The organism is Flavobacterium sp. Root420 (assembly GCF_001427905.1).
Taxonomy (GTDB): Bacteria; Bacteroidota; Bacteroidia; order Flavobacteriales; family Flavobacteriaceae; genus Flavobacterium.
In genome coordinates this window covers 72,506-91,622 of record NZ_LMEF01000007.1, presented here as the reverse complement: position 1 = coordinate 91,622, position 19,117 = coordinate 72,506, and the positions used below count along the sequence as shown (strand labels likewise).

Here is a 19,117-nt window from a genome sequence, read left to right as displayed (position 1 = left end):
CAAAAAATGGATTTACAATTAAAAGATAAAATTGTAGTCGTGTCGGGTTCGGCAGGAAAACAAGGCAGTATTGGAGAAACCATCATTAACCGATTGGCAGATGAAGGTGCAATTCCGGTATTGGTAGACAGAAACAGCAGAGGTTTTGGTTATGCCGAAGCACTTCAAAAAAAAGGAATCGACGCTTTGTTTGTACAAACGGATGTAACCGATCCTATTGAAATCGAAAACGCTGTTAAAACTATAGTTGCAAAATACGGACGAATTGATGCTGTAATTAACAACGTTGGTGTAAATGACGGTGCCGGTTTAGATTCGACTTATGAGGAATTCATGAATTCTTTGAAACTAAATGTCGTAAGTTATTTTCTATTGGTGAAATACGCGCTTCCTTATCTAAAAGAATCAAAAGGAAATATTCTGAATATTGGTTCTAAAGTAGCTCTGACCGGACAAGGCGGAACTTCTGGTTATGCTGCTGCAAAAGGTGGAGTTCTGGGATTGACCAGAGAATGGGCGGTTGATTTGATTCAGTACGAAATTCGTTCGAACGCGATTATTATTGCTGAAAGTTATACTCCGGCATACGAAGACTGGATTAAAACAGTACCAGACGGTGAAGTTGTTTTGAAAAAAATCAACAAAAGTATTCCGTTAAAAGGAAGAATGACCCAAACAGAAGAAATTGCAGATACAGCGCTTTTCATTATTTCAGATCGTTCATCGCACACAACAGGACAATTTGTTTTTGTTGATGGAGGTTACGTACATTTAGACCGCGCTTTAATCAATGACGTAAATTAAAAAAGATGAATAACCGAATCGATGCCCATCAACATTTTTGGAAATTTGATCCTGTAAGAGACAGCTGGATTGATGAAACCATGCAGAAAATTCAAAGAGATTTTTTGCCCGAAGATCTTTTGCCATTGCTTCAGGAAAATCAGTTTTCAGGTTGTGTTGCTGTTCAGGCAAGCCAGTCTGAAGACGAAACTAATTTTTTGGTGAATTTAGCAGCAAAAAATGATTTTATAAAAGGAGTTGTCGGTTGGGTTGATTTGCGTGATGTAACAATCGAAGAACGGTTAAAAGATTTTTCTTCGAATAAAATAATAAAAGGTTTTCGACATGTAGTTCAGGGCGAATCAGATGATTTTATGCTGAGAAAAGATTTCCAAAACGGAATTGCTGCTTTGAAACAATTTAATTACACCTACGATATTCTTATTTTTCATCGCCAGTTACCGGCTGCCATAAGTTTGGCAAATCAGTTTCCCGATCAGTCTTTTGTAATCGATCATATCGCAAAACCGGATATAAAATCGGGGGATGTTTTATCCTGGAAAAAAGGAATTGAAGAAATTGCCAAAGCCGAAAATGTTTGGTGTAAAATCTCCGGAATGGTTACCGAAGCCAATTGGAAAACATGGAAAACGGATGATTTAAAACCGTATTTAGATGTTGTTTTTGAAAATTTTTCTGCCGATAAATTAATGTTCGGATCGGATTGGCCGGTTTGTAATGTCGCTTCCGATTATGCAGAAGTGGTAAAAACGCTGGAAGATTATATTTCTCAACTTTCACTTCCAAATCAAAATAAAATCTGGCATGAAAATGCTACATCATTTTATAAACTTTAGTTTTAAATTGATAAAACTTAATTTTTAAAAGTGCTTCCATAAGTTTCTATCTGGTTTTTTTGATGAAATTTGGAAGCACTTTTTATTTCTCCAATATTATTTTTAGCGTTCTATTCGTTATTAGAAAATCTGATTTTTCAATAAGAATAGAAATAATCGAAATTTCTACAGTTAAATTTTTAGAATTTCGATAGATTAAGTATATTTTAAAAGCATTTTAAAAAGACTTCTCGACGTTATTTTTTACTTCCTTTTTACCAATTTAGTTTTAGACTTTCTATCTAATTTTCATGTAATTAGATATGTTTTTGCTTCTTTTTTTCTTGAATTATTATTCTCATTTTGTTATTTAGTTCCATTGTTAAGATTTAGTTATCAATCGAATACGTTCTTTTTGTACAAGGATAGTACAGGATAGTTATGTTTTTTACATTCTCTTATTTTACACCATAATATTTTAGATTATTGTTAAAAAGATATAAATGTCGAATATAAATACAACACCTATGAATTTTAAGCATGTAAGCTACCTGTGGGATGAGTCTAAGGCAGCCGCTTTGGCAGGAGATGAAGTAGCGCTTTTCATTTATCGTTCCAATTTACTGGGAGCTGATTTGCGATTAACCAATTACGGAGGAGGAAATACTTCAGTTAAAATCACGGACAAAGATCCGTTAACGGGAGAAAGCTCAGAGGTAATGTGGATCAAGGGTTCCGGAGGAGATATCGGAACACTTACAAAATCGGGTTGTGCGGCACTTTATTTAGAGAGACTTCGTAATCTGGAGAATGTTTACAGAGGAATTGAATTCGAAGATGAAATGGTGGAACTTTTCAACCACTGTATTTTTGATCTGGCTTCAAAAGCGCCGTCAATCGATACACCTTTGCACGGGTTTTTACCTTTCAAACATATTGACCACCTGCATCCTGACGCGGCTATTGCTATTGCAGCTGCCAAAGACGGGGCAAAAATCACCGAGGAATTATTCAATGGTGAAATAGGCTGGGTAGGCTGGCAACGTCCGGGCTTTGATCTTGGATTACAATTAAGATCTTGCCTTGAAGAAGCAGAGAAAAAAGGAAAAAAATTACGTGGAATTATGCTAGGTTCCCACGGACTTTTCACCTGGGGAGACACTTCATACGAAAGTTATATCAACACCCTTGAAGTAATCGAGAAATGTGCAACATATCTTGAGAACAATTACGGAAAAAAACGTCCTGTTTTTGGAGGACAAAAAATAGAAAGCCTTGAGCTGGACCAAAGAAGATTGAAAGCTGCAAAGGTAGCTCCGATTTTGAGGGGATTCTGTTCCTCAGAACGCCAGATGATCGGACATTACACTGATGACGCAAGGGTTTTGGAATTCATCAACTCCAATGATCTGGAGAAACTGGCCCCGCTTGGAACCTCTTGTCCGGACCACTTTTTAAGAACCAAAATCAGTCCGCTAGTTTTGGAACTGGATCCAAACGAGGACTTGTCAGATGTAGAGGCCATCAAAACAAAACTACAACCTGCTTTTGAAAGCTACAGAGCGATGTACAAGGATTATTACAATGCCTGCAAGAAATCAAATTCACCGGCAATGCGTGACCCAAACCCGGTGGTTATTTTATANTTTTGAAAGCTACAGAGCGATGTACAAGGATTATTACAATGCCTGCAAGAAATCAAATTCACCGGCAATGCGTGACCCAAACCCGGTGGTTATTTTATATCCGGGAGTTGGAATGTTCACTTTTGCCAAGGATAAAACCATGGCAAGACTGGCATCAGAATATTATGTGAACGCCGTGAACGTTATGAAAGGCGCAGAAGCGGTTTCAGAGTATACATCCCTTCCACATCAGGAAGCATTTGATATCGAATATTGGTTATTGGAAGAAGCAAAATTGCAAAGAATGCCAAAACCAAAAGCACTTTCAGGAAGAGTTGCCCTTATCACCGGTTCAGCCGGAGGAATTGGAAAAGCTATTGCAAAGAAATTCGCTCAGGAAGGAGCTTGTGTCATTATCAACGATATCAACGAAGAAAGACTCGAAGAAGCAACCAAAGACTTTGTCAAGTCATTTGGAAAAGATGCCGTTTCTAGTACACTATTAAATGTTACTGACGAAAATAGTACAGAAAAAGCATTAGACGAAGCTTGTCTTGCTTTTGGAGGAGTAGATATCGTGGTAAACAATGCCGGAATCAGTATCTCAAAATCTATTGCTGAACATACCCTTGAAGAATGGGACAGATTATATGACATTTTGGTAAAAGGACAATTTATTGTATCGAAAGCCGGAATTGAAGTAATGAGAAAACAGGGCTTTGGAGGCGATATTGTAAATATCGTATCGAAGAATGCTGTTGTTGCAGGTCCGAACAATCCCGGATATGGATCGGCCAAAGCGGCACAGGCACACTTAACGCGCCTTATGGCAGCAGAGCTTGGAGCTGATAAAATCCGTGTAAACACGGTAAATCCTGATGCTGTGATCTCAGACTCAAACATCTGGTCTGGAGGCTGGGCAGAAGGTCGTGCCAAAGCGTATGGTATTACGGTAGAAGAACTGCCGGCTTACTACGCCAAGCGCACACTATTAAACGAAATCATATTGCCTGATGATATTGCCAATGCATGTTTTGCGTTTACAGGGGGATTGTTGAATAAATCAACAGGAAATGCCCTGAACGTAGACGGTGGAGTAGCAATGGGCTTCTATAGATAAAAATAGTTTTTTTTAAGTTTGTTTAAGCAAAAGTGGTTTTTTGTGAATTTAACGTCCGACAGCCCTCGGGCGTTNGTAGCAATGGGCTTCTATAGATAAAAATAGTTTTTTTTAAGTTTGTTTAAGCAAAAGTGGTTTTTTGTGAATTTAACGTCCGACAGCCCTCGGGCGTTATTTTTTTGTAATTATTTACCACAGAGAACACAAAGATTTTTTTCTTCTTAACTTTAAAAAAAACACAAAGTTCACAAGGCTAAATTAAACATAGCTTTGTGAACTTTGTGTTTTTACAAGTATTCCTAGATAAAAATCTTTGTGTTCTCTGTGGTAAAAAAATCATCCCTGATTCAGATTTCCACAAGTTTTAAGAATTGATCCTGCCTCCCATTATTTGTTTTTGTTGGAAAAACTAATAATGTGTGAAAAACACACTTATTTTAACAGAGAGCAGGAGGGTACAGGATGCTTATATTTTAAGGTTACTTTAAATTGGTGCCTAATTATTGTATAAAATGTTAAAATTCTTTAGAATATAAGTTTTTTACTAAGAAAATTTACATTCTGAATTATATTTAAGCATTATTAAAAGTAAAAATATAAAATGCGTTTACTCATTCATAATAAAGTACTTATCCTTTTTTTGATCATCTGTTCTGTCTTTTCAGCAACAGCAGCCGAGATTTGGGTTTCGACCAATGGAAAAGATACCAATCCCGGAACAAAAGCAAGTCCGTTAGCAACTGTAAACATGGCCATAAGAAAAGCCAGAGAATTACGTCGCTTAAAAGATCCATCAATAAAAGACGGTATTTATATTATTGTAACAGACGGAACGTATTATCTAAACGAACCTTTATTCGTAAGACCTGAAGATTCAGGAACTCCGGAAAGTCCAACCACAATTGAAGCTGATGTAAGTGCAATGCCAATAATCAGCGGCGGATTAGAAATAAAAAATTGGAAAAAATCTACAACCATAATTAAAGGACAAAAAAAAGGAAATGTCTGGGTAGCTGATGTGCCTCAAAAAGCGGGTGAAATTATAAATTACCGACAATTATGGGTCAACGGAAAAAAAGCCGTGCGAGCCAAAAGTACTGCTGGAGACCAAATGGATAGAATTCTTTCCTGGGATGCGGCAACAGAAACTTGCTGGATTCCTTTTAAAGATAAATCCATAAAGTACGAACCCGGAATGGAAATGTTTATCATTCAATGGTGGTCAACGGCCAATCTTCGTATCAAAAATATCGAAGTTCAAAAAGACAGCGCCCGACTTTCTTTTGAACAACCGGAAAGCCGCATTCAAAGCGAACATCCGTGGCCAGCGCCATGGATTTCAAAAAACAACGGAAATTCAGCTTTCTTTCTAAACAACGGAGTCTCCATGTTGAACGAACCCGGAGAATGGTTTTTAGATAAAAAAAATGCCAAAATCTATTATATTCCGAGAGATGGTGAAGATCTGACTTCTGCAAAAGTTATCGTTCCCGTTCTGGAAAATTTAGTGGAGATGAAAGGAACAATTGATTCTCCGGTTCATCATTTTAATTTCAAAGGAATTTCATTTCAATACAGTAACTGGCTTCGTCCTTCGCAACAAGGTCACGTTCCGTTGCAGGCCGGAATGTATTTACTGGATGCTTATAAATTGAAAGTTCCCGGAACTCCAAATCAGGCCAATCTGGAAAATCAGGGTTGGGTTGGGAGACCAAGAGCAGCTGTTGAAGTTAATTATGCTAATCATAATCAATTTGAATCTTGTCATTTTGAACATTTGTCTTCGACCGGATTAGATTTGAATAAAGGTAGCAATCATAATATAATCAAAGGAAATTTATTTAAAGATATTGGCGGAAATGCTATAAGTATTGGTGTTTTTTCTGAAGAAGCTTTTGAGGCCCATTTACCTTTAGTTATAAAAGATGAAAGAGAAATTTGTTCCGATGAAGTAATTGCGGACAATTTAATTACCAATGTCGCGAACGAAGATTGGGGATGTTTAGGAATTGCAGCCGGTTTTATAAAAAACCTTACTATTGAACACAACGAAATTTCGGATGTGGCGTATAGCGGAATTTCAATGGGATGGGGTTGGACGCACACCAAAAATGTGATGGAAAACAACAAAATTCTATCCAATAAAATTCATCATTATGCCAAACATCTTCATGATGTTTCCGGAATTTACACGCTTTCTTCTCAGCCAAACAGCCGAATAGAAGGAAATTATATTGATAAAGTGTACAACAGTCCCTATGCACACGATCCGTTTTTATGGTTGTATTTGTATACAGATGAAGGGAGTCAGGGTTTTACCATCAAAAATAACTGGATTGCAACAGAGAAAATCCTAAAAAATAATAACGGTCCGGAAGGAAATATTTGGGAGAATAATAATCCGTATGTCAGCACAAAAATTAAAGAGGCGGCGGGAATTAGAGCACCATATGCAGCTTTAACAAAAGAGGCAATTGTTGATGAAGCCTGGGGTTTACAGGAATTACCTAAATCGGTAGTCATCGAAATGATCGGTTCTGATTTTGATATTGAGAAAGTAAAATCAACTATCAAAGGTTTCCGAATTGTAGGTGAATCCATTTATCAGTGGAAAAATCATTTGGTGATTTACGGAAAAATGAATCAGCCGGAAAGAACGAAAAAGAAGTTGGCGCTCGCTTATCCATCGGCAGAAATAAAAATTTACGAAAAACCGATTTACGATTTTCAAAATTTTGAAAGATGTAAAGATTCTAAACCGGCATCTGAATGGGAAAATATTGTTTTAACCGTCAATTTGGTAAATGACGAAAAATTGCAAAAAGAGTATGTAGATTATCATACTACTCAATTTGAAAAATGGCCTGAAATCGCAAAAGGTTTCTGCAACGCCGATTTTCAACAATTACAGGTTTTCAAAAACGGAAGACAATTAATGTTGGTAATCAGTATTCCGAAAGGAGAAAATCTGGACAAACTGAATCCAAAAACAACAGAAAATAATCCACGTGTAGACGATTGGAATGCCCTAATGAAAAAATACCAAACCGGAATAGAAGGAGCAAAACCTGATGAAACCTGGATTTTCTTAAATAAAATATAAGTCTCCTAACAGGTTTCCAAAACCTGTTAGGTATCTTTTGAAACCAAAAAGAAATATTTAGCCACAGATTAAAGGATTAACACAGATAAAAAAAATCTATAAAATCGTTTAATCTGTGGCAAAAGAATAATACCTAACAGGTTTTGGAAACCTGTTAGGATAACTATCAAAATTCTAAATAGAGATGTTAAAAATTGCCATTTTAGGACTTGGAGAAGGTCGCAGTACCATGTCGGCAGCTTTAAAAAGCGCGAAATTGGAGCTCGTAAAAGTATGTGACAGAAATGAAGATTTGTGTAAACAAAGAGCAAAGGAATTTGATTTTCATTCATATACCACCAATTACGATGATTTATTAAATGATTCCGAAATTGATATTATTGCTATTTATACACCGGATCATCTTCATGCTGATCATGTGAAACAAGCTTTACTTCATGGAAAACATGTAGTGTGTACCAAACCTTTTATCGATAATTTGGCTGATGCAGCAGCGTTATTAGCCCTGAGCGAAAAAACGGGAAAGAAAGTTTTCATCGGTCAAAGTTCAAGATTTTTTGAACCTGCAAAAAGACAAAGAAATGATTTTGAAGCAGGATTAATTGGCGATTTAATTACAATCGAAGCGCATTATCACGCTGATCACAGATGGTTTTTAGAAAAAGAATGGTCGTTGTTACAATCGTTTAAATGGCTTTACGGAGGTTTAAGTCACCCTGTAGATTTCATCAGATGGTATTTGCCAAACATTGAAGAAGTGATGGGTTATGGCATGATCAGCAGTAACGGAAGTGTCGCTGGACTAAAAAATGAGGACACAATGCATTTCATCTTCAAGGCAACCGACGGAAGAATCGCCAGAGTTAGCGGGGTTTATACCTCTCCAACACAACCAGCTCAAAGAGACAGCGGAATGAGCACAATTCTAAGAGCGACTGAAGGCGCAAGCCAGGCTGATTATCATGAATTGCGTTATGCCGTAACGACAAAAGATGGAGAAGAAAAAGTAATAACCTGGGGCGATGCAACCTTAAAACATTATTTCCGTTTTGAAGGTCAAAGCCACCATGCAGGAGAATATCAAAATTATCTGGAATATTTTGTAGACAGTATTGAACAAAATTTCACAGCCTATCCGGATATGAAAGAAGGTATCGGAACTGTGGCTTTATTACAGGCGATGGACAAATCTTTACAAACCGGAATGCCAGTTAAAATAGCTGATGTTTTAAAAGAATATAAGCTATGAACAGTATCTACGATAAGTTAACCACCTTTGATTTTATTATTGTCGCCGTTTATTTAGTGGCCTTATTAATTATTGGTTACGTAGTAAGTGTCAAGCAAAGCAAGAAAAACGAAACACTTTTTCTGGCTGGGAATTCGCTAAAATGGTACAGCATTGGGTTTAATATGTGGGGAACCAATGTTGGTCCATCCTCATTATTGGCGTTTGCAAGTATTGGTTACGCAACCGGAATTGTAGCCGGAAATTTTGAGTGGTACGCCTTTGTTTTCTTACTGCTTTTGGCTATGGTTTTTGCGCCGCGTTATATTGCGAGCAAAGTCAGCACCATGCCGGAATATATGGGAAAACGTTATGGCGACAGCACACAAAATATTTTGGCCTGGTATGCTTTGGTGAAAATTTTGGTAAGTTGGTTATCGTTAGGATTATTTAGCGGAGGAATTTTGGTACGCCAGATTCTCGGAATTCCGATGTGGCAAAGTGTTACTGTTTTAGTCATTTTTTCCGGAATTTTTACTTTCGCAGGAGGTTTGAAAGCCATTGCAAAAGTGAATGTTTTCCAGATGATTTTATTGATCGTTGTTTCATTGACATTATCCTATTTAGGATTGCAAAAAGTGGGAGGTATCAGCGCCTTAATTGCCAAAACACCTTCTAACTTTTGGAATTTAGTGCAGCCTGCAAGCGACGCACATTATCCGTGGCCTGCTATTTTGTTGGGATACCCGGTTGCGGCGGTTGCTTTTTTCTGTACTGATCAATCAATGGTACAGAGTGTTTTGGGAGCGAAGAATTTAGAGCACGGACAATTGGGAGTTAATTTCATTGGCTGGTTAAAAGTGATGGCATTGCCTTTATTTATTTTACCTGGAATTCTGTGTTACGTTTTATATCCGGAATTAGGCACTAATTCTGATCTCGCATATATGACCATGGTGACTAATTTATTCCCAAGTGGAATGAACGGTTTGGTGATTTGTGTTATGATTGCGGTTTTGGTGGGGACAATTGGTTCATCCTTAAACGCCTTAAGTACCGTTTTTACTAATGATATTTATGTGAAGAAAATCAATCCGACAGCGAGTATCAAAGAACAAATTAAAATTGGCCGTATCACAATTGCAGGCGGATGTTTATTCGCCATTTTGATTGCTGTTGCGATTGACAATATAAAAGGACAAAATTTATTTAATATTTTTCAGGCCGTTTTAGGATTTTTGGCGCCTTCATTATCTGTTGTTTTTCTGTTAAGTATTTTTTGGAAACGTACCACAAAGAAAGCAGTAAACGCAACATTATCCTGGGGTTCAGCCTTTAGTTTATTTGTTGGGGTTTTATATTTATGGATTTTCCCTGCAGATAAATATCCAGTTTGGCCTCACTTTTTATTGATCTCATTTTACATTTTTGCGACTTTATTAGTATCGGCAATTGTTATTTCGTTGTTAGATAAAAGTCCGGAAACTAATTTTGTGAGTGAAACTGATGTTCCGAAAACCAGTAAAAAGGTCAAATTATTATTTGCTATCTTAGGAATCGTCATTTTGAGTTTATACCTCATTTTTAATTTTAATTAATATGAAAAGATTATCTTCTTTACACCAAAGTTTAAAAACTGTTGTTTGTCTTGGTGCGTTATTCTTTTTATCGGAAGCTGCTTCGGCGCAAACCTGGATCTGGTATCCCGGAGATTTCGAAGTTTGGTTAAGCAATAAAATGCAGGTAAGACGTACAGAACGCGAAGCAGTATTTCCACCGCTTTGGCAATATTACAGTCCTTATGCCCTGGTAACTTTTCAAACAGAAGTAGATATTCCACAACCAGACGAGGTAAAAATCTACTCGGAAGGCTCTTTTCAGTTACTTTTAGATGGTGTTCAGGTTTACGGGCAACCAAAATCAATAAAAATTCCTGCCGGGAAACATAAAATTTCCTTTAAAGTATACAATCAGGAAGTGTTGCCAGCCATTTATATTGCCGGTAAGTATGTTAAATCAGATCCATCGTGGAAGGTGACCAATGAAGATAAGCTTTGGATTGACGAAGCTGGAAAAGCACAACAGTCAGGCACACCATGGGTACCTGTTGGTTCCTGGAATTTTTATTCACCAGAGAATAAGCCTTCCGGATTTAAACTAACAACCAAACCTTTGAACGCAAAAAAAACAGAAAAAACAGGAGCTGGTGAGTTGGTAGATTTTGGTAAAGAAACTTTTGGTTATATTAAAATTCACGGTTTAAAAGGAAAAGGTAAAGTAGCACTTTATTATGGCGAATCTCGTGAGGAAGCGCTGGATTCTGCCAAATGTGAAACACTAGACCATTTATCTTTTGATGGAAACCAGCCTGAAACTTACACACATGATGGATCGAAAGCATTCCGATATGTTCAGGTACAAGCAGATGCAACGGTAAAATATGATTCTATATCGATGCTTTATGAATATTTGCCATTAGATTATCGCGGAGCATTCAAATCTTCGGATGAACAATTGAATCAAATTTGGGATGTGTCAGCTTACACGATGCATCTAACAACTCGCGAATTTTTTATAGACGGGATTAAACGCGATCGTTGGGTTTGGTCTGGTGATGCTTATCAAAGTTATTTAATGAATTATTATTTATTCTTTGATTCGGCTTCGGTAGAAAGAACGCTGTTGGCACTTCGTGGTAAAGAACCTGTGACGGCTCATATTAATATCATAATGGATTATTCACTGTATTGGTTTGTAGGTGTTTACGATTATTATTTACACACAGGCGATACGAAATTTATCAAAGCTTTTTATCCACGAATGAAATCACTGATGGAATTCTGCTTAAAAAGAAGAAACACAAACGGATTCCTGGAACCATTAGAAGGCGATTGGGTTTTTATTGATTGGGCAGACGGATTACCAAAAACCGGAGAGGTCAGTTTTGAGCAAATGCTTTTAGCCAGAAGTTTAGAAGCCATGGCAGTTAGTGCTAAAATTGCAGGTGAAAAGGATGACCAAAAACAATATGAAACATTAGCTGATGATTTAAAAACAAAATTATTTGATGTCTTTTGGGATAAAAAAGAAAACGTGATGAAGCACCAGCGTATAGACGGTAAAATGCAGGATATCGTAACCAGATACGCTAATATGTTCGGTATTTTTTTCAATTATTTTAATGAAGAACAAAAACAGAGCATAAAAAAGAAGGTGTTGCTGAATGATAATGTTCTTAAAATCACAACACCCTACATGCGTTTCTACGAGTTGGAAGCCTTGTGTGCAATGGGCGAACAGGATTATGTGTTGAAGGAAATGAAAGAGTATTGGGGCGGAATGTTAAAAGAAGGCGCAACTTCTTTTTGGGAAGAATACAATCCAATCAAAAAAGGAACAGAACATCTAGCGATGTATGGACGCCCTTATGGAAAAAGTCTTTGCCATGCGTGGGGTTCTAGTCCGATTTATCTATTAGGGAAATATTATTTGGGTGTAAAACCAACTGCTCCGGGTTATGCAGAATATGAAATCAAACCCAATTTAGGCGGTTTACAATGGATGGAAGGAAAAGTGCCAACACCAAATGGTGAAGTAGAATTATACTGCAGCACCAAAGAAATCAAAGTAAAAGCAGGGGAAGGCGAAGGAAAATTGATTTTCGAAAGTTCAGGCAAACCGAAAACGAATTCAGGAACGATTACGACTTTGGCTAAAAATAAATATCAATTAATTGTGAAGCCGAATGTTGAGTATAAAGTGAGTTATAAGGCGATTTAAGTTCTTAGTGATTAGTCCTTAGTTCTTAGTTTGTAACGTCCAGTTTGTCATTTCGAGGAACGAGAAATCACATCCAGAGAGCGACGCACTGTGTGGTTACGTTATGTGATTTCTCGTTCCTCGAAATGACAAGATTGAGTGTAATTTCATTGAACTTAAGTTTTAAATATAAAAAACAATGTTTTCAAAAAATACAAAATACAATTTCAAAGTAAAAACAGTTTTTCTACTGTTGTTTTCTGCTTTTCAATTTTCAGTAAAAGCTCAAAATTCAACATGGAAAGCAGCCTCTTTTGAAGTATTAAATTCGGAATACAAAACCTTCAAAACAACCCAATATGCTCATGTTTTTTCTGGAAGTAAACATAATATAATCAGACTTGCTCCTGAACTGGAAGGATTAACAGGACTTGAACTTCCTTTTGAAAATCATAAAATTAGAATAAATGCACCTTTAAAATTAAAATTTAAAGAGTCTGTAAAAATCCTTATTGGAATCTTTCAGGAAAAAGATAATGACGAATATTTTCAATTAAATAATGATCCTAATATTAAATTGGTTCTGGAAAATGGAGTAACCATAACTGGATTGCCACCAGTAAACGTGTACTCAGTGTCTTTTCCAAAAGGAACTTATTTCCTTAAATACAAGGGTTTATTTACCGTTTTAGGAGTTGTAAAAGCTAATCAGCAATTAACTTTTAGAAATGCAGAATTGCCAGACGGAAAACTTTGGAACCCCACTTTTATCGTTGAAGGATTTTCAGATGAAAAGCCACTTTTCGAAATTATTGGAGGAGAAAATAAAGCTGTTATAGATGAAGGAATGCCAGGAACGGAAGGAATTCAAGGCGGTTTTGAAGGAGGTCGCGTTGTAAAAGTTGGCGATACGTATCACATGTTTCCAACAGAAAGAGCCGGAGAAAAAGGAGTAGATTATTATTACGATCGCGTAAAAACCCGAATCGGTCACTGGACCAGTAAAGACGCCATTCACTGGAAAAGAGAATCGACAATATTTCAGGCAAGCGGAACTTACGCTATAACTGAAGACGACAACCCAATGAATGATCGCCGTGCCGCAATTTGGTCGTATATGCCGGTTTTTAACGAAAAGGCAAACAAATGGTACGGCTATTATTTAGCGTATACAGTTAGTAAAACAATAGAACCGAATCATTCTTTCGGAAGAATCTGGCGTTGCGAATCAACAGTAGATGGAATTGACGGAATTGGCGGTCCATATAAAGATATGGGAATCATTATGGAACCGGGCTTAGACTCGGAGCCATGGGAAGGACGTCAGGGTGTGGCTTCATTTTTTCCGTATAAAGTTGGCGACAACTATTTTGGTTTTTATAGCGGAGCTTACCCATTTAATTCATGGGCAGATTATCCGAAGAAAACCTCAAAAGGCTGGTTTGTGGCTTTGGCCGAATCTAAAAGTTTAGAAGGCCCGTGGTCAAGAATAAAAGACGGAAGTAATCCGATCAAATCGATGCATCCTTTTTTTGTAGAAAATCCAATTGTGAGTCAGTTGCCAAACGGTTTATATATCGCCGTTTTTGATGGAGGCCCAGACGGTTGGGGACATCATTTACCCAATATGATGGCGTATTCCTTATCAAAAGACGGAAAAAACTGGTCAGAAGCAAGATACCTTCCCATAGAAACAAAAGTCAATAAATGGTGGGATATCATGAGAACACCGCTTTGTCTAATCCCTGAAGGAAACGACGTTTATACAATCGTATACAACGCCATCGATCTGAAAAGAAGATTTCACCCGACAGGAATGGTAAAAGTAAAACTGAACAAAGACGTAATGGAATCTCGATTATTAGAACTGAAATAAGGAAGAACGCAGATGACGCGGATTTACTTCGTAAAGACGCGGATTTTCGCTGATTTCTTAATTGTTTAATGCGTGTAATCTTTGTCAAAGTTCAAAACTTTGACAAAGATGCCGAAGAAAAAAAAATCCGTTTTTATCCGCGTCTTTACGAAGTAAATCCGTGTCATCCGCGTTCAAAAAACGTACTATAATACATAAAGAATGAAAATTAAATATTTAATCATTGTCATTACAGCATTTTTCATCAATAGCTGCGCTACTCAAAAATATAAGAAGAGAGAAATCAACGAAACTGTAATGCAGGAGATATACAACGAAATCAAAACGCCCTATAAATACGGTTTGGTGATGGTGCCAACAGACAACTCTTATAAAATGGATTGTCCGAGTGTGTTTAGAAAAGACGGAAAATGGTTCATGACCTATTTGATTTATGGTGGAAGAGGTTATGAAACCTGGCTGGCTGAAAGTGATGATTTATTGCATTGGAAACATTTAGGAAAAGTAATGTCATTCTCCGAAAACGAACAACAGTGGGATGTCAACCAAAAAGCAGGATATATTTCATTGCAGGATCCAACCTGGGGCGGAAGCTATAAATGGGAAAAATACGATGACAAATATTGGATGAGTTATTTTGGTGGAGACAGTAAAGGGTACGAAGCGGGAGTTTTGTCAATCGGAATGGCGTATACAAAAGAAGCACCTACAAAACCACACGAATTTGAACGTTTGGAAAAACCAGTTTTAACTCCAAAAGACAAAGACGCCAGATGGTGGGATAATAGTACGATGTATAAAAATAGTGTTATTCGCGATAAGGATAAATTGACAGGATACAATTTTATCATGTATTACAATGCCCGTGGTGATAGTTTAAATCCTGCTAAAGGCGCAGAGCGTATTGCTATGGCAGTATCGAATGATATGAAACAATGGAAGCGTTATGGCAATAAACCTTTAATCAATCATCATAAAGGAATCTCTGGAGATGCCTATATTCAGCGTATTAATGATACTTGGGTGATGTTCTATTTTGGAGCTTTTTGGACGGGCTGGAATCAAGGTGCATTTAACCGTTTTGCAGTTTCGAATGATTTAGTAAACTGGATCGACTGGAAAGGCGAAGATTTAATCAAATCATCTGAACCTTATGACGATATGTTTGCACACAAATCATTCGTAGTAAAACACGATGGAGTAGTGTATCACTTTTATTGTGCGGTAAATAAAGCAGAACAAAGAGGAATTGCCATTGCAACTTCTAAGGATTTAGGAAAAAGCGAAATGAATTTTGTGGCACCGCCAGAGAAGAAGAAATAAGTCATAAAGTCGAAAGTCATAAAGTCAAAAGTTAGTATAATGAAAAAATTTGGTTTGAATCAGATTCAATGGAATTTAAGAAATAATTTAAAAGCATTTTTAATGTTAAAGTCAATTTATAATCGTCATTTTTTTAGCTTTCGACTTTCGACTTTCGGCTTTTTGACTGTAATCTTACTTGTAACATGTAACATTCAGGCCCAATCCGTTACCGGCGAACCTGCGGGAATTCCAGAAATACCTAAAAAATACGAATTTGCTCCATGGGAAGATCCGACGGTAACAAGCATCAACAGACAACCCTCAAGAGCAACGGCTTATTCATACACCAATATTGAAGATGCCCTAAAAGGAGACCGAACAAAAAGCCGAATGAAAATGTTAACCGGCGATTGGGATTTTAAATATGCATCAAACTTAAAAGAAGCATCTAAAGATTTTTATAAAGGAAGAGTTGCCGGGTGGGATAAAATCGAAGTGCCATCCAACTGGGAATTGAAAGGCTACGATATTCCAATTTACAAAAGTGCGGTTTATCCGTTCAGACCTATAAACCCACCTTTTATTCCTAAAGATTATAATGGTGTTGGTTCTTATCAACGCACTTTTACCGTTCCGGAAAACTGGAAAGGAATGACAGTTACTTTGCATTTTGGAGGAGTAAGTTCTGGTTTTCAGGTTTGGCTGAATGGCGAATTTTTAGGGTATGGTGAGGATAGTTGTCTGCCATCAGAATTTGATATTACGCCTTATTTGAAAGAGGGAGAAAATGTAGTTTCGGTACAGGTAATTCGCTGGACAGATGGTTCGTATCTGGAAGATCAGGATCACTGGCGCGTTAGCGGAATCCAGCGTGAAGTTTTTATTATGGCCGAGCCAAAATTGCGTATTCAGGATTTCTTTTATCAAACAAAATTAGATAAAGAATACAAAGACGCTTCTTTTCAGCTAAGACCAAAAGTGGAGAATTTAACAGGTGAAAAAATCAAAGATTATATTTTTCAGGCACAATTATACGATGCCAATAATGTGGCTTTATTCAAAGAACCGCTTCAAAAACCGGTGATCGACATGATCAACGAAAGTTATCCTCGTCTGGATAATGTGCGTTTTGGCATGTTCAAGGAAAACATCACCAATCCAAAAAAATGGAGTTCAGAAGAACCAAACTTGTACACTTTGGTAATGTCTATAAAAGATGCCAACGGAAATATTACAGAAGCAAAAAGCTGTAAGGTTGGTTTCCGTTCTATTGAATTCTCCAAGGAGAATGGAAAAATGCTCATCAATGGGAAAGAAACTTATGTGTATGGCGTGAACCGTCACGATCAGCATCCGACAAAAGGGAAAGCCGTAAATCGAGAAGATATCAAACAAGATATTACAACCATTAAAAAATTCAATTTCAATTTGATCCGAACCAGTCATTATCCTAATGATCCTTATTTCTATGAATTATGCGATCAATACGGAATCATGGTGATGGATGAAGCGAATCAGGAAACACATGGTATTGGTGGAAAATTAGCCAATGATCCAAAATGGACCAATGCCTATTTAGAGCGTATGACCCGAATGGTGGAAAGAGATAAAAATCATCCATCAGTAGTTTTCTGGAGTTTAGGTAACGAAGGAGGAAAAGGACCAAATCATGCGGCAATGTCGGGTTGGGTTCATGATTTTGATATTACACGTCCCGTACATTACGAACCGGCGCAGGGAAATCCGAGATTAGAAGGTTATATCGATCCGCTTGATCCGAGATATCCTAAAACAATTGATCACGCGTATCGATTTGAAAATCCGCAGGACGAACCGTATGTTGATATGGTCAGCCGTTTTTATCCGGGCGTTTTTACACCAAAATTTTTGGTGGATCAAAAGAAAGATACACGGCCAATTATTTTCGTGGAATATTCTCATGCCATGGGGAATTCCGTTGGGAATTTAAAAGAATTGTGGGATGAATTCCGTTCACTTCCAAGAGTTATCGGAGGTTGTATCTGGGAATTTAAGGATCAGGGATTAGTGAAAAAAGATCCTGCAACGGGTCAGGAATTTTTTGCTCACGGTGGAGATTTTGGTGAAAAATACCACGATGGAAATTTCAATACAAAAGGAATTGTTGATTCTAACGGAAAACCAAAAGGTTCGATTTATGAAAACAAATGGATTTATCAGCCAGCGACAAGTACTTTAAAAGACAACTTCCAATTAGAAATTAAAAATCGTCAGGCGGTAAAATCTCTCGCAGACTATACTCCGGTTTTGAAAATTTTAGAAAACGGAAATGTTATTAAAACTCAAATTTTAAAACCTTTCAATTTAGAAGCCGGGCAATCTACCGTTTTAGATGTAAAACAGTATTTTCCAAAATTGAAAAAGGATGCCGAATATTTTCTGAATATTGAATTCCAACTTTCAAAGGATGAGTTGTGGGCTTCTAAAGGTTACGCTGTCGCGGAAGATCAATTTCTGTTGAAAAAATCAGAAGCTATAGTAGAATTTAAAAAAGAAGATAAATCAGATTATAAATCAATAGAAACGGATTCAGATTTTATAATAAAAGGAAAAACTTTTGAGATCAAAATTAGTCTCGAAAATGGCGCGTTGAGCTCTTACATTTTTAATGGAGAAGAACAGGTTTTTGCTCCGTTGTTGCCTAACTTCGTCCGACCTCTAACGGATAATGATAAACGTGGATGGAAATCCCATAAAGTCTTAAAGCCATGGTATCAGGCAAAACCAAAATTGTTGAGTACAAAAAGGGGAATAGCAATTGATGGAACAATAATCACCAGTGATTACGAAGTTATCAAAGACAGTGCGCAAGTACAAGTCGTTTATAAAATCAATGAAAACGGAATTATAAAAGTGGATTACAGTTTGAAAGCCACAAACAAATTACCAAACATTCCAAAAATCGGAATGCAAATGGGAGTTCAAAGAAAATTTGATCAGATTTCGTGGTACGGAAAAGGCGAATTAGAAAACTATATCGACAGAAGTTTTGGATCATTTGTAGGGAAATATTCATTGCCAATTAATGATTTTCTGGAGCATTACGTAAAACCTCAGGAAAATGCTAACAGAACCGAAGTAAGATGGATGGCTTTTACAACGCCTCAAAAAAATAAAGGTTTATTGGTTGTTGATGATGCAAAAGTTTTAAGCATGAGTGCGTGGCCTTATACACAAGAAAATTTAAGCGCCGCCAAACATACTTTCGACTTAAAAGATCCGGGATTTTTAACCATAAATATCGATTTGATTCAGATGGGAGTGGGAGGAAATGACAGCTGGACAGCAGTTGCACAGCCTTTAGAAAAATATCAAATTAAGTCAGGAGATTATCAATACAGTTTTTATTTGGTTCCTTTTTCTACCACGAAAAATGGATTGGAGGAAAGCTTGAAGAAGTTTAAATATTAATTTATGATGTATCCTAACAGGTTTCCAAAACC

General features: G+C 37.0%; 10 protein-coding genes and 1 pseudogene. All 11 read left to right on the top strand.

Features of this window, described 5'->3' with window-relative positions:
- Positions 1-6 precede the first annotated feature (6 nt).
- Positions 7-804: an SDR family oxidoreductase gene (locus ASC72_RS06300; RefSeq protein ID WP_056188501.1), complete on the top strand. Its 798-nt coding sequence runs from the start codon at positions 7-9 to the stop codon at positions 802-804.
- A 5-nt stretch (positions 805-809) separates the two neighbouring features.
- Positions 810-1,640 carry an amidohydrolase gene (locus ASC72_RS06295; RefSeq protein WP_056188499.1) on the top strand — a complete coding sequence of 277 codons (831 nt, stop codon included), beginning with the start codon at positions 810-812 and terminating at the stop codon, positions 1,638-1,640.
- A 482-nt stretch (positions 1,641-2,122) separates the two neighbouring features.
- Positions 2,123-3,264, top strand: a pseudogene (locus ASC72_RS24485) (class II aldolase); the annotation flags it as partial.
- Position 3,265: 1 nt separating this feature from the next.
- Positions 3,266-4,364, top strand: a 1,099-nt coding sequence (locus ASC72_RS24480) for an SDR family NAD(P)-dependent oxidoreductase (protein ID WP_241775652.1), incomplete at its 5' end; no start/stop codon positions are given.
- 601 nt (positions 4,365-4,965) lie between these two features.
- A complete protein-coding gene (locus ASC72_RS06285) occupies positions 4,966-7,467 on the top strand; it encodes an L-rhamnose mutarotase (protein ID WP_056188497.1) in 2,502 nt (833 codons plus the stop codon).
- Between the two features lie 184 nt (positions 7,468-7,651).
- The gene (locus ASC72_RS06280) at positions 7,652-8,716 is read left to right on the top strand and encodes a Gfo/Idh/MocA family protein (RefSeq protein ID WP_056188494.1); all 1,065 of its coding nucleotides are present in this window, start codon (positions 7,652-7,654) and stop codon (positions 8,714-8,716) included.
- On the top strand, positions 8,713-10,293 hold the full coding sequence (locus ASC72_RS06275) for a sodium:solute symporter (protein ID WP_056188491.1): 1,581 nt from the start codon (positions 8,713-8,715) through the stop codon (positions 10,291-10,293). The genes ASC72_RS06280 and ASC72_RS06275 overlap by 4 nt, the downstream gene beginning before the upstream one ends.
- Position 10,294: 1 nt before the next feature.
- Positions 10,295-12,475 (top strand): family 78 glycoside hydrolase catalytic domain, encoded by a 2,181-nt coding sequence (locus ASC72_RS06270; protein ID WP_056188486.1) that lies wholly within the window; start codon positions 10,295-10,297, stop codon positions 12,473-12,475.
- A gap of 178 nt (positions 12,476-12,653) precedes the next feature.
- Entirely contained in the window at positions 12,654-14,330 is a 1,677-nt protein-coding gene (locus ASC72_RS06265; RefSeq protein ID WP_056188483.1) for a hypothetical protein, read from the top strand.
- A 201-nt stretch (positions 14,331-14,531) separates the two neighbouring features.
- The gene (locus tag ASC72_RS06260) at positions 14,532-15,653 is read left to right on the top strand and encodes a glycosylase (RefSeq protein WP_056188480.1); all 1,122 of its coding nucleotides are present in this window, start codon (positions 14,532-14,534) and stop codon (positions 15,651-15,653) included.
- A gap of 39 nt (positions 15,654-15,692) precedes the next feature.
- Entirely contained in the window at positions 15,693-19,085 is a 3,393-nt protein-coding gene (locus ASC72_RS06255; RefSeq protein WP_241775651.1) for a glycoside hydrolase family 2 TIM barrel-domain containing protein, read from the top strand.
- The last annotated feature ends 32 nt before the right edge of the window (positions 19,086-19,117 follow it).

Bases quoted from the DNA above. Each gene is read 5' to 3' on its own strand.
- ASC72_RS06300 (WP_056188501.1), top strand. From the start codon at position 7: ATGGATTTACAATTAAAAGATAAAATTGTAGTCGTGTCGGGTTCGGCA.
- ASC72_RS06295 (WP_056188499.1), top strand. From the start codon at position 810: ATGAATAACCGAATCGATGCCCATCAACATTTTTGGAAATTTGATCCT.
- ASC72_RS06265 (WP_056188483.1), top strand. From the start codon at position 12,654: ATGTTTTCAAAAAATACAAAATACAATTTCAAAGTAAAAACAGTTTTT.
- ASC72_RS06275 (WP_056188491.1), top strand. From the start codon at position 8,713: ATGAACAGTATCTACGATAAGTTAACCACCTTTGATTTTATTATTGTC.
- ASC72_RS06280 (WP_056188494.1), top strand. From the start codon at position 7,652: ATGTTAAAAATTGCCATTTTAGGACTTGGAGAAGGTCGCAGTACCATG.
- ASC72_RS06270 (WP_056188486.1), top strand. From the start codon at position 10,295: ATGAAAAGATTATCTTCTTTACACCAAAGTTTAAAAACTGTTGTTTGT.
- ASC72_RS06255 (WP_241775651.1), top strand. From the start codon at position 15,693: ATGAAAAAATTTGGTTTGAATCAGATTCAATGGAATTTAAGAAATAAT.
- ASC72_RS06285 (WP_056188497.1), top strand. From the start codon at position 4,966: ATGCGTTTACTCATTCATAATAAAGTACTTATCCTTTTTTTGATCATC.
- ASC72_RS06260 (WP_056188480.1), top strand. From the start codon at position 14,532: ATGAAAATTAAATATTTAATCATTGTCATTACAGCATTTTTCATCAAT.